The organism is Ohtaekwangia sp. (assembly GCF_036568665.1).
Lineage (GTDB): Bacteria > Bacteroidota > Bacteroidia > Cytophagales > Cyclobacteriaceae > Ohtaekwangia.
In genome coordinates this window covers 23,054-35,579 of sequence record NZ_DATCSD010000428.1, presented here as the reverse complement: position 1 = coordinate 35,579, position 12,526 = coordinate 23,054, and the positions used below count along the sequence as shown (strand labels likewise).

9 protein-coding genes are annotated in these 12,526 nt (G+C 45.5%); 2 read left to right on the top strand and 7 right to left on the bottom strand.

The genetic code is table 11. From position 1 onward, the window contains the following. Positions 1–252 precede the first annotated feature (252 nt). Together VIN08_RS25055 and VIN08_RS25050 are read left to right on the top strand one after the other, a co-directional pair. The gene (locus VIN08_RS25055; RefSeq protein ID WP_331971443.1) at positions 253–1,761 is read left to right on the top strand and encodes an MFS transporter; all 1,509 of its coding nucleotides are present in this window, start codon (positions 253–255) and stop codon (positions 1,759–1,761) included. Beyond that, positions 1,739–2,011 (top strand): hypothetical protein, encoded by a 273-nt coding sequence (locus VIN08_RS25050; protein ID WP_331971525.1) that lies wholly within the window; start codon positions 1,739–1,741, stop codon positions 2,009–2,011. The genes VIN08_RS25055 and VIN08_RS25050 overlap by 23 nt, the downstream gene beginning before the upstream one ends. A 125-nt stretch (positions 2,012–2,136) precedes the next feature. On the opposite strand, the gene VIN08_RS25045 is transcribed toward VIN08_RS25050, so the two are convergent. The 7 genes from VIN08_RS25045 to VIN08_RS25015 all read right to left on the bottom strand — a co-directional run bounded on the left by VIN08_RS25045 (position 2,137) and on the right by VIN08_RS25015 (position 11,936). Then, the gene (locus VIN08_RS25045; RefSeq protein WP_331971440.1) at positions 2,137–3,273 is read right to left on the bottom strand and encodes a PQQ-dependent sugar dehydrogenase; all 1,137 of its coding nucleotides are present in this window, start codon (positions 3,271–3,273) and stop codon (positions 2,137–2,139) included. 407 nt (positions 3,274–3,680) lie between these two features. Next, complete coding sequence (locus VIN08_RS25040) at positions 3,681–4,682, bottom strand: SDR family NAD(P)-dependent oxidoreductase (protein WP_331971438.1); 1,002 nt, start codon at positions 4,680–4,682, stop codon at positions 3,681–3,683. A 110-nt stretch (positions 4,683–4,792) separates the two neighbouring features. Next, positions 4,793–5,170: a hypothetical protein gene (locus VIN08_RS25035; protein ID WP_331971435.1), complete on the bottom strand. Its 378-nt coding sequence runs from the start codon at positions 5,168–5,170 to the stop codon at positions 4,793–4,795. Positions 5,171–5,276: 106 nt separating this feature from the next. Further along, positions 5,277–5,597: a hypothetical protein gene (locus VIN08_RS25030; protein WP_331971432.1), complete on the bottom strand. Its 321-nt coding sequence runs from the start codon at positions 5,595–5,597 to the stop codon at positions 5,277–5,279. 53 nt (positions 5,598–5,650) lie between these two features. Then, on the bottom strand, positions 5,651–7,504 hold the full coding sequence (treZ, locus tag VIN08_RS25025) for a malto-oligosyltrehalose trehalohydrolase (protein WP_331971429.1): 1,854 nt from the start codon (positions 7,502–7,504) through the stop codon (positions 5,651–5,653). Beyond that, positions 7,501–9,120: an alpha-amylase family glycosyl hydrolase gene (locus tag VIN08_RS25020; RefSeq protein WP_331971426.1), complete on the bottom strand. Its 1,620-nt coding sequence runs from the start codon at positions 9,118–9,120 to the stop codon at positions 7,501–7,503. The genes treZ and VIN08_RS25020 overlap by 4 nt, the downstream gene beginning before the upstream one ends. A gap of 137 nt (positions 9,121–9,257) precedes the next feature. Then, positions 9,258–11,936 carry an FtsX-like permease family protein gene (locus VIN08_RS25015; protein WP_331971424.1) on the bottom strand — a complete coding sequence of 893 codons (2,679 nt, stop codon included), beginning with the start codon at positions 11,934–11,936 and terminating at the stop codon, positions 9,258–9,260. Positions 11,937–12,526: the final 590 nt, after the last annotated feature.

Genomic DNA, 12,526 nt, shown 5'->3' with positions numbered 1-12,526 from the left:
CTATGCTTTTCAATGCGGCAGAAGCGTCTAAATAATAACGCCAGCAGATGAAGAGTAGAAATAAGACCCGGTTATAGACACTTCTCATCTAAACGAATCGTAAGTGCGCATTAGTTTGCCCATCAGCCAGACATCTGCCTAAAGTGTTGTACGCACCTATACTTTTGGAAGGCATGGATATTTATGACTGAACACACACGAAAGAGCATTTGAAATAGAAATAGCTCTATATATAGATAGATATACTGACGCATGAATTTTACGCCCAAACAATCGCTATCGGAAGAGGAGATCAAAACGGGACTGAAGCTTATGATTGGCGATGGTCTCGCTGCTGAGGCGATGACTACGCTTACAGGCGGAGCCTTTCTGGTAGCCATGGCATTATTGATGGGCGCTTCCAATTTTCAGATCGGTTTATTAGCATCGTTGCCAACCTTCACCAACCTCTTTCAGCTTGTATCGATCTGGCTGGTACGTAAATTCAACAACCGCAGAGCAGTGGCCGTTCTGTGCGCTGTATGTGCTCGCATACCACTGGTGGCTATTGGTATATTGCCCTTCCTTGTATCGGCCGATCATTTTGTGAATGCACTTATCGTTTTGCTCTTTGTATATTTTCTTTTCGGCTCCATTGCCGGGCCCAGCTGGAACTCATGGATCAAAGACATGGTTCCTGAAAAATCACTCGGCTCCTATTTTTCCCGGCGAAGCAGTTATACGCAAACACTGAATGTAGTGCTGAGTATTATACTGGCTTTACTGGTTGATTATGTGAAACGCCATTATCCCGATGCCGAAGCGGATACGTATGCCTATATGTTTATACTTGGTGGTGTTATCGGGCTTACGGGTGCTTTGATTCTTTCGCGTGTACAGGAGCCACAATCGTATCTGAAAAAAGAAAATATACTCCGGCTTATCAGGCAACCGCTGCAAGACAAGAACTTTAAGCGGCTGCTCATCTTTAACTCGGCCTGGGTATTTGCCCTCAACATCGCCACGCCTTTTTTTACCGTGTTTATGTTAAAGACTTTGCATGTACCCCTCTCCTATATTATTACCTTTGCCATTGTAAGCCAGGTGTTCAGTATACTTACCATTCGTGCATGGGGAATGTATGCGGACCGGTATAGCAACAAAACGATTATCGCCATTGGCGCTCCTCTATATATACTCTGCCTGATCGCCTGGTGCTTTGCCGGTATATTTTCGGAAGACTATGCGAATATCATATTACTGGTTTCCATTCACATTTTTACGGGTATATCTACAGCTGGCATCAATCTCTCGTTAACAAATATAGGGTTGAAGCTCGCTCCCAAGGAAGATGCCATTGTATACCTTACCTGCAAAAATATCATCACTTCTATATTTTCTTCCGTGGCCCCGGTGCTGGGCGGAGTGCTGGCCGATTACTTTACCCATCGCTCGCTCATTGTAGTAGCCACATGGAATAGTCCGCAGACCAACAAGCTCTTTCGACTTGCCTTGTTTCATGAATGGAATTTTCTCTTTCTGATTGCAGCGATTCTCGCGTTTATTGCCGTAGAACTTTTGCTGCAGGTAAATGAAGTAGGCGAAGTACATAAAGACCAGGTAGTGCGCATTATGCGGAGTAACCTGCGCAATAATCTGAAGGATCATTTCCTGATCGGCAACATGATTACATGGCCTAAACATTTCTGGACGCTTATTCGCAAACGTACCACACGGAAACGCATCACTCATCCACACCATGCCAAGCATTCCCTGGAATGAAGATTTATTCTTCTCCCAAGGCAATAAAGTATATATAGTATTCTTAAAATTTATAACAATGAAAAAGCAAAATCCAACCCGGCAACAACCTGCCACCTCCGGAGAGAAAAAAACAACTCCCTCAACGCCTGAGAATAAGAAGGGCGAACAGCAGGAACCGCATGTATCTACAGACTCGCGTAAAAAAGAAAATCATCGCAACAAACAACTTGGCGATGAGAACGAGATCAATGACGACACCACCATCTGAGTTTGTAACAGGCCACCGTATATAACTATATCTATACAGTGGCCGTTACTACCCATGAAAAAACAATTTTATGTTCCGTTTTGGAAAGTATATAGTTTCATAATGAGAGTATATTGTTTGTTACACTAATCATGATCGGGGCCAATGCGATCCAGCTCATCGATGCTGATCACGATGATACGATCATCAGTTTCTGCCGGGTGCCCTCGGCCATCCTGGTTACTGATTGCTATATATAGGTTGCCATCAGGTCCCTGCACCACATTGCGCAGTCGTCCGAAAGTACGATGGAGATACCGGTCAACTTTTACAATCTGTGTCTTATCAGTACTGAAGCTCGCTTTATAGAGTGCCTGTCCCCGTAAACCGGTAAACACAAACGCACCGTTCCAGGAACCTTGCGTTATAAAGAAACCACCTGTCGGTGCCCATGTAGTGGTATCGCCACTATAATATACCGGTGTTTCCATGCCTGCCTGTTGCTGGCTGCCACGAATTACAGGCCATCCGTAATTTCTTCCCGGGAGTATACGGTTGATCTCATCCATGCAACATCCCTGTTCATCGGAAGGTCCATGTTCGGTTGACCATAGTTCCTTCGTCTCCGGGTGAAATGCCAGCCCCTGCGGATTACGATGTCCGTAAGAGTATATATAGGATTCTGTCATCGGATTATCGTCTGGTATACTTCCGTCTGAATTCATCCGCAATATCTTACCGTTGCGCACATCGGTATCCTGTGCCAGTGCAGGAACATAGCGATCGCCCACTGCCCAGTATAATTTACCATCAGGCCCAAATTCTATAGGACCTGAATTATGGATATAGTTCCCCTCTATGCCATCTTGCAATACCCGATCGAACACAGGTTTATCCGAGGCATCTTCACGGTAGCGAACCAGTTTATTCACCAGCTTGAGCGGCCCTTTGCTGGCAGCGTAGGTATATCCTATATATACATATTTATTATGGGCAAAATCCGGATCGAGCGCAAGACCGAGTAATCCGGACTCTCCTACTTCCAACGCTACGGAGTCAAGCTCCAGCCAGGGCTTTACCGTATTATTTTCCACTATAGAAACACGCCCGGGCCGCTCCGTAATAAAGAGTCTTCCATCGGGAGCGAATGCCAGCTCCCAGGGAGTATCAAGTCGTTCAGCATACACACTGGCAGATATACCCGAGCTATCTCCGTTATCATCATCATCCATCGAATCGTCACATGAGAATAATCCGACATACAGAAAAAAAAGGAGAAGCATAAGCCGGGGCTTTGCAAAATACACTATAGATCTTTTCATAGGAGTATGTTTTTATATATACATTCACAACACTTCGCCTTCTGATCGTTCCTTTACCATTATCCGTATGCGATGTGCCGAATAGCAGGAAGGACTTAAAAAGTATTCCCCGTCTATAGCGAGATAACCAATGCTTTTTAAAAGTGTTGCCAATGCTCCTCATGCAAGATGGTGCGCAGGTTGATAAGGAATTAAATAATCATTTTTGATACATTGACGGTTGGCTGCAAAATTTACAACCGGGAAAGACAACCGAAATCTCCAGACCTGTAGCGAAAGCTCGGGCCAATACCTGGGGTAAATATATACCCTATCTATATGAAGTACCCATTTTGATACGAAGGTATATTTCGTGTCACTCACCTTTTTCAGTATTCGTTATTACGAATAGCAGCTGCGGTGCTTCGCTTGCCCAATCCAACAGAAAGAAGTGATTCGCTCTCATATCCTTTATGGGTATCCATGCCTTTAGCAGCCGGCAACAGGCGATCTACCAAAGCCATGACGGTGGCCAGTAATTCGGGAGCGATGCCCTGTATAGCCGTTACCGCTTTGGATGTTAACGGAAATACAAGTTCCGATTGTTTGTGCGATATGGCCTTTATAATAGCCTCGGCTGCTTTCTCCGCCCGCATAGAAACAAGAGGTAATGAACCAGCAATTTTAAACCAGGCATACTCACGGGTATAATCTCCCTTCACATCGATATTACGCGGACTTCCTGTTTGCATTAAGCCGGGTACCACAGTAGTAACAGCAATGTTATACTTTCTGAGTGATGCATGCATACCCTGCGAGAGTCCTACCAAAGCAAACTTACTGGCGGTATAGGGAAGTAAATGCGGCACGGCTACTTTGCCACCTATAGAAGTAATGTTTACAATCTGGCCTTCTCCCTGTTTCCTGAAATGAGGAATTGCAGACAGCATCGTATAGAGTGCTCCCCAGAAATTTGTATCCATAGCAATTTTATAATCCGCCTCGGTAAATGATTCCGCAGGACCCACCTGAATTATACCGGCATTGTTGACCAGTACATCGAGCCTGCCATAGTGCGTTATAATGCGAGCGATCATATCGTTTACCTGCTCAGGCTTTGTAATGTCGCACACAACGGTTAGTATATCCGCACCGGCCTGACGCAATTCTGTTTCTGCTGACTGAAGCTGTGATTCTGTGCGACTGCACAACACAAGTTTGGCACCTTTTGCGGCAAGCTTGCGCGCCAGCACTAACCCGAGTCCTCGTGCACCTCCGGTGATCAACACAACTTTATCATCGAATTTATAGGCTGTGCGTTGCCGATAAATGGCGTGAGCCATCAGCCATGCCGCGCCTGCCATTCCCATGTATAGCCATTTCTTTTCCATCACTCCGGTATATTTATACTCCGTTTGTTTTTATACGACATTTTATACTATAGGCTGTAAAAAAGAAAGCTGAAGATCGTTCAGCTTTCTTTTTCAGAACTGGTTTATTACTATTCCGGAGATTTACCAACGCCAGGGCCGGGAGCTTTTGTAGCTCTTCCGTTTCTGTCGAAGTAATAATTTCTGGTATCACTGCCTGTTCCGATGGTTACCCAATAACCGCTGTTGTTTTTGCTGCGATATACTTTTCCGCTTTCCCATCCTTTATACTGTGTGCGCTGTAATGTGCTGCGCAGCGAGGCGGGTACATCGGCCGATTCGATCTCATCGAAGTCGCCCGACTTATACTGATCGGACTGTGTGGGTTCTGTAGACGGAGAGCTTTGTGACGGCCGTTGCTGATTGCGCGTGGAATCAGTTTGCTGTGCATGAACAAACGCGATGCTTACCATAAACATCGCCACGAGGAATGCTGTAATTTTTCTCATAAATCTTTTTTCTGCCGATAGCGTAAAAGCCATGCCGCAGAAAATGATGTATACTTCCGGTATAGTTGGGGTATTCTATGGATAGGCTGAGGATGGCTGTAGAGTTTTATAGCAACCTGGAGAAAGAATTACCGGTATAGCATGTAAAGTAAAATATACCCTTCACTTCTGTCAGGGGCTCACGCAAGGCAAAGAGAAAACATTCTTTCAGATCATGGCTGGCTCCTTCCAGCGGATAAACTACATCCACCACAAAGTCGTCAGGGAAATAACATTTGAAATTTTGCAGGCAAATAAGCTTCTCATCCGTAAGTTCGAAGTTATAGGTATAGCCACGTTTATGCAAAGCTTCTATTACACGGGTGGCCGAATCCATTTCCTTTACGATACGGCCCAGCAATTTTTCTGTTAGTGTGGTATCCATCATTACGGTCTTAACAGTTTCACAAACCGACACAAAAAAATTGTTCCTCCAAAATCTTATTCATCCGCAGTAACTTCATATAGCACGAGGCTGAGAGCCGGCAGCATAATAGATACTGAGCCGGTTATCTGCTCCGGCACTCCGGAAACTTTCTGTGGCTGTATGTTCCACCGGGCATCACGGGAGTCCAGGCATTTTATCCAGCGCGTGTTCCCTGCGGGTACCCCATACGTTGTATCCTGTTCTGCAAAGTTTATAAATGCCACTAACCGAAGTTGCTCCTGGTATTTTCGCTGTATAATCAGCATACCCGGTTCCTGTACATCTACCGTTATATTGATCTTATTATAGTTCTTCAACACTTTATAGCGATTGCGCAGATCGATCCACATTTTATACCACGCCAGCATAATAGCATGTTTACCTTCCCGGCGTTTTTTCCATTGCAGTTTGCAGCGCAGAAAAGTATCGCGGGCAAACGGATCGGCAGGCTCACCTTCATCGGAAAAACCGGCCAACTCTTTTTTTCTTCCTTCGCGTATAGCCTGTATCAGTTTCGGATCCTGGTGATCGCAGAAAAAAAGAAAGGGCGCTTCCTCTGCATACTCCTCTCCCATAAACAGCAGCGGAATATAGGGTGCCAGAAACAACGCACCGGCTACCAGTTTCAATCTGTCAAAATCGATTAGTTTGCTGAGCCGTTCTCCTCCTACACGATTACCCACCTGGTCGTGGTTCATATTAAACACAACAAAGTGTTTCCCATGTACACCGGCAGAAGATGTACCGAACCTGCGCTTGCGAAATTTTACAAAGTCGCCCGTCAATACAAATCCATCGCGATAAGCCTTCGCTAATTGATACAGCGAACCATAATCCTCATACCTGCGCTTTCCACGTTTATCTACAACAGTATATAATGCATGATGGAAGTCATCAAGCCATTGTGCATCAAACCCCATTCCCCCCATGATCGGCTGCTGTGTTACGCGCGGACTGTTCAGATCGCTCTCGGCTATCAGGTACAACGGTCTGGCCAGGGCATTACTCAACGCTGCCACTTTGTGGTGCATCTCCTCCCAGATAGAAACTGCATTGGCTTCAAAAAGTGTATGGATTGCATCCACGCGCAAGCCATCTATGTGATAATAGCTAAACCAGTAAAGCGGATTGTTGGAAATATAGTCGCGCACCCCATCCGACCAGCGGTCGTCCAGATTCATGGCATCTCCCCACGGAATCGTATAGCGCGAAGTAAAATACGGACCATAGCGCTTCAGTATATTTCCTTCGGGGCCTACGTGATTATATACTACATCTAAATATACTGCTATGCCCTTCTGATGGCAGGCATTTACCAGTTTCTTTAATCCTATAGGGCCGCCATATACGGCATGCGGTGCATACGGAAAAACACCATCATATCCCCAGTTGCGCTCTCCGGAAAATTGTGTTACCGGCATCAGCTCAATAGCATTTATACCCATGGCCGCCAGATCATCCAGTCGCGGTATAATTGCTTCGAAGGTACCTTCTTCCGTAAATGTACCCACGTGCAGCTCGTACAGCACGAGGTCTTCCAGAGGTATACCTGTCCAGCCAATATCATCCCACGGAAAATCTGTATGATCTACTACTTCCGAAGGGCCGTGTACTCCCTGTGGCTGATAATTGGAAGCCGGATCCGGTAACAGTGCGTTCTCTCCTTCGGGTAAAAAAAAGTATTGTATACCGGCAGGAACATCGGTAAGAGTTGCATGAAAATACCCCATGGCATCTTTTACCATATATACTTCCCGTTCAAACGGACTGACTATACGCAGCGTAACTGAATTTTTCTCGGGTGCCCAGCAGGTAAACATGCAGGTGGCGTTTCCTGTATAGTATGGACCGGTATTGTTATACATCATCTATTGTTTTCTGAATCCTGTAACGCAATAACTACAGCTTCGTCACCGCTCAGGGTTATGGTATCACGCACCGTTGTTTGCTCCAGGGCAGGCGTTGTAGATAGAACAATGGTGCCATAGAGCGAGCGATTTTCCAGTTTAAAATAACACGGGCGATGGCTGAGGTTGAGTACAATTAAAAAAACAGGGTGCCCCTCTTCTTTGCGCAGATAAGCAATGATCTGGTGATCGGTATATACCGGTATATAGGAACCTGTTATCAACACCGGGTTTTCTTCACGAAGACGGATCAGCTTCCTATATAGCCAAAGCATGGAAGACGGATCGCTCTGCTGCACGCGAACATTGTTCTGCGCAGCTGTACGATCTACGGGCAACCACGGACGCGCTAATGAGAAGCCGCTATATTCGCTGTTATCCCATTGCATGGGCGTGCGTGCCGGGTCGCGACTGAGATTTTTCTCTGGCATATTTAGTCCCTGCGGGTCCATCATCTTATCAGGTGGTATAGCAACATCGCGCATGCCCAGCTCTTCACCATAATATATAGTGGGTGTGCCGCGCAGGGTGAGCAGCAACACTGCGGCTACACGCGCCTGCTCTATCCCTATACGACTCACTACGCGCGGCTGATCGTGATTACCTAGCACCCAGTTGGGCCAGCCGCCTTTGGGCAATGAGGTCTCATATTCATTTATAGCAGCTGTGATTTTTTTTGTATCCCACGCCAGCGTGAGTAACATGAAGTTGAAGGGAAGATGCGCGCCTTTATTATCGGTTCCGTAATATATCATCAGCTTGTGCACAGGCAGGTATATTTCACCAATCATCATGCGCTCGGGAAATTCATCCAGCAATGAACGCATCTGTCGCACAATGTCATGCACTTCGGGCTGGTCGGTTGAATATATAGGGAGTAACTGATCGTAGGTAGCCATGTGCGACTGATAGTCGGGGTTAACAGGGTTATCACGAAACAAGGCATCCTTTATCATGTGCCACATGACATCGACACGAAAACCATCCACACCTTTTTCGAGCCAGAAGCGCATCATCGAAAGCATAGCAGTTTGAACTTCGGTGTTACGCCAGTTCAGGTCGGGTTGCTCTTTGAGAAAAGCATGATAGTAGTATTGTTGTGTTGCTTCATCCCACTCCCACGCAGAACCACCAAACGCTGCAAGCCAGTTGTTGGGCACCGCGCCATGCTCGCGAGCATCTTTCCATATATACCAGTCGCGCTTCGGATTATCGCGTGATGATCTTGACTCAAGAAACCAGGGATGTTTATCAGATGTATGATTAGGAACGAGGTCCAGTATAAGTTTCATTTTTCTGCGATGAATGCCTTCCAGCAATGCATCGAAGTCTTGCATGGTGCCAAAGAGTGGATGAATATCCCCATAATCCGAGATGTCATAACCGAAGTCGGCCATGGGCGATGGATATATAGGCGAGAGCCACACAGCACGAACACCTAACCACTGCAGGTAATCGAGCCGCGATGCAATACCCATGAGATCGCCAACACCATCACCATTACTATCCTGAAAAGACCGCGGGTATATCTGGTAAATCACACCCGACTGCCACCAAACCATATCTTTACCTGCCATTGCAAATTACTTTCCCGAATGGAAGAAAAATATATGCCTGGCAAGCTCGGAGCTATCTGCTTTTGCTTTACATATTGAGCTTTACGCTTCTGTTCAAGGTTTAAAGTTCAATGTTCCAGGAAATTCAAAGTTCCCTGTTATTCTACCTTCAGTGCTTCTACAGGATTGCTTCGCGAAGCACGTATGGTTTGAGAGCTGATGGTGAACAGACCAAGCAATAGCAGTACGGATACTCCGAGTAATACAGTGCCAACACCAAAGTCGACACGGTTAGGAAATTTCTGAAGCCATGAGTTGTTGATGATATAGCTAAGGGGCGCACCAATACAGATTGAGATAAAAAGTACTTTCAGAAATTCTTTCGATAAGAGTATCGCTATACGTAGATCTTCTGCACCCAATACTTTCCGGATGCCCACTTCTTTCTTTCTTCGTTCGGCAGTATACATAGCCATACCCAATAAGCCGAGGCACGCTATAACAATTGCGAGAAAAGCAATGAAACCTATAATAGAGACCGCGTCCCATATTCCCTGATGCGTGCTGGTTAACTGATCATCAAAATAGTCGTACCGGAATGGATGTACAGGGTCTATCTTCTTCCATTCTTCTTCGAGGCTCGCTATAACCGCTGCCGGGTTGGCAGAAGCTATACGCACGTTGAGGTGTGCGAACTGACCGGGCTGATTGCGCAGGAACATAGGCTCGATCTTATCTTCGTTGATCAGCAATCTATAGCGAAAGTCTTCTACTACGCCCACTACTTCCAGTATACCATCGTCCCAATTGGTTTCGAACGTCTCCCCTATAATTTGTGAAGGAAATTTATAGCCCAGTGTTCGCACCATCTGTTCGTTTACTACCACAAAGCGATCGGATGCAACAGAAGGTATATTTTTTCCTGCCAGGATATGGAGGCCGAGATTGCCAATGAAGTTTTCATCAGCCCGCAATACTCCGCCACGCATATACTCTTGTGTGCTTCCGGCCCGTTTAAACTGAATGCCGTTGCTTTGCCCTGCAGCCGGAATAATATCGCAGGCAGATATGGTTGCCACTCCCGGCACGTTACCAAATGCATGCGAAAGCTTTTCGTGATCTATACCTTGCAAGGGTATATTTACTATACCTTTTGTATCGAAGCCATAATCGAACTTCAGAAAATGATTAAACTGGTTAAAGATCAATATGGCGGTAGTGATAAAGAAAAGCGATATAACAAATTGCGTAACACTTAATACTTTGCGCATGCCTAATTTACCTGTGCCGCTCACATCCAGTTTCTTCAATACGCGCACGGGTTGGAAAGATGATAATCTAAAAGCCGGGTATACTCCGGATATAATACCGATCAGCAATGCAAAGCCTGTAAATACAGCATATACACTAAAGGAAGATGGTAATTCAAATTCGAGATACTTATTGACCCATAAACTTTTAAAGGCTGGTTTAATCGCCACCAGCAACACCAACGCCATGGCCAGAGCAAACATAGCGGTAAGAACCGATTCGCTGAGAAACTGCAGCACAAGCGATCTGCGCGATGCCCCGGTAACTTTGCGCACACCAATTTCGCGAGCCCGTGTTAACGCCCGGGCTATGGAAAGATTGGTATAGTTTAAACATGCTGAGAACATAATTACTATAGCCAGCACGGAGAGGAAGTAATACCCGATGCGTGGCATGCGATTGTTTGTATCGTTACCTTTCAGATCCAGTTGTACATCGGCAAGATTTTGTGCGAGCAACCTGAAGTCTTTTGTCTCTTCGGAAGTGAAGGTGGTATATTTCCGTTTTACCAGGTCGCTCAACGCTGTTGTCAGATCGCTGGTATTTTTACCTTCCCGCAGCAAGGCAAAGGTATAGGTCTGGTAATACGATTGCCAGTTATCTGAACGATCTTCCAGTTTTTTCTCTGCATATAGCGCCAGCCGTGAGGATGCCGACACGAGTACATCAAATTGCAAATGTGATTTATAGCGGTGTGCATCGATCACACCGGTAATGGTAAAACTTCCCCACGGATCGGCTGCACTGCCTGCATCACCAATACGCTGCGGAAAAGGTAATTGCCGGTCAGCAAACTCAATGGTTTTACCAAGTGGTTCTTCATTACCAAAGAGTTTCTCTGCTATATCGGTTGTTATTACCATCGAATTGGGTTCCTTCAACGCAGTAACTTTATCGCCTTTGAGCAATTCAAAACTAAAAACACGAAAGAAAGACGGATCAGTAAAATAGCCGCGCATATCTGCCAGACGCTGTTGATAACTGCCATCACCACCAACACCGGGTGTAAGATTAACAGCGTCTTCCATTACCGGATAGTCGGCCTTTAATGTTGCCGCCAGTGGATAGGGCGATGTAGCATAAGGTTGCCGGGCTGTACTGTAGGTTGAAAGTATACGGTATATACGATCTTTCTTTTCGTGAAAGGCATCGTATCGTTTTTGATCGGCCAGCATCAAAATGATGAGCATACACACCGACATAGCTATAGCCAGTCCAAATACATTTATACCGGAGAACACTTTATACTTCAGTATATTCCGGAATCCAACCTTCAGGTAATTTTTAAACATAGCGTGATTGTTTATCCATTGAACATTGCCGGCCTTGCGAATAATGCCGGGCCTGAACAGTAACAAAACATCTATAGCGATAAGCAAGTCTGCACGTCTCTTCCCTACTCGTTGCAATCGCTCGTGGTATAGTTCCAGCAGATCGCCTTCTATATACCTTACTATATTCGGATTACAGAACCATCGAAAAAACCGAAGTATATATACCGGAGGCGACACGGGTTGTTTTTTCATGAGCAATACGTTCGTAGTATAGGGCTGTAGATGTTTATAATTAATTCCTAATTGTAGGAATAATATTCATGCCAGTGTGTAAAAGCAGCTATAGCGCGCGTTTAAGAAGATTTTATCAGCAGGCGTTGTTCACATCCGTACATTGGTCGAACAATATTGAAGAGCTGCGAGCTAATGTTGCCCCGGGAAATTTATAAATCCCGTTCGAGCCAATGAATGCATTTCTTTACTCGCAATCTCCATTTACCTAACTTTTAGCGTATTCCATAGCCCGCTCCCGGGCCGCGGGGCCTCGCATGTTCCACCTGGTCTGCATCCCATCCACACACACTCTCACCAGGCCAAAGATTGGATGAGGTCCAGTTGAAACATGCTGGAAGAGTTATTATCCCTTCATGAGTATTATATATTGTTCAGTAAATTGGATATATATCATGCATCATTCCCTATACAGGAAGCAGCTGTCTTCAATCTGGCAGCTTGAGGTTCAAAGTCAACAGCTCTTTCATTGCGGTGCTTACCTTAAAAAAAGCTTGCCCTTCAAAAAGAGGATGTTTCCCTCTTTTTTTATGAAGAGCGGTTCACATATT

Excerpts from the sequence above, each read along its gene's own strand:
- VIN08_RS25040 (WP_331971438.1), bottom strand. The coding sequence starts at position 4,682 with ATGGAAAAGAAATGGCTATACATGGGAATGGCAGGCGCGGCATGGCTG.
- VIN08_RS25030 (WP_331971432.1), bottom strand. The coding sequence starts at position 5,597 with ATGATGGATACCACACTAACAGAAAAATTGCTGGGCCGTATCGTAAAG.
- VIN08_RS25015 (WP_331971424.1), bottom strand. The coding sequence starts at position 11,936 with ATGAAAAAACAACCCGTGTCGCCTCCGGTATATATACTTCGGTTTTTT.
- VIN08_RS25055 (WP_331971443.1), top strand. The coding sequence starts at position 253 with ATGAATTTTACGCCCAAACAATCGCTATCGGAAGAGGAGATCAAAACG.
- VIN08_RS25050 (WP_331971525.1), top strand. The coding sequence starts at position 1,739 with ATGCCAAGCATTCCCTGGAATGAAGATTTATTCTTCTCCCAAGGCAAT.
- VIN08_RS25035 (WP_331971435.1), bottom strand. The coding sequence starts at position 5,170 with ATGAGAAAAATTACAGCATTCCTCGTGGCGATGTTTATGGTAAGCATC.
- treZ (WP_331971429.1), bottom strand. The coding sequence starts at position 7,504 with ATGATGTATAACAATACCGGTCCATACTATACAGGAAACGCCACCTGC.
- VIN08_RS25020 (WP_331971426.1), bottom strand. The coding sequence starts at position 9,120 with ATGGCAGGTAAAGATATGGTTTGGTGGCAGTCGGGTGTGATTTACCAG.
- VIN08_RS25045 (WP_331971440.1), bottom strand. The coding sequence starts at position 3,273 with ATGCTTCTCCTTTTTTTTCTGTATGTCGGATTATTCTCATGTGACGAT.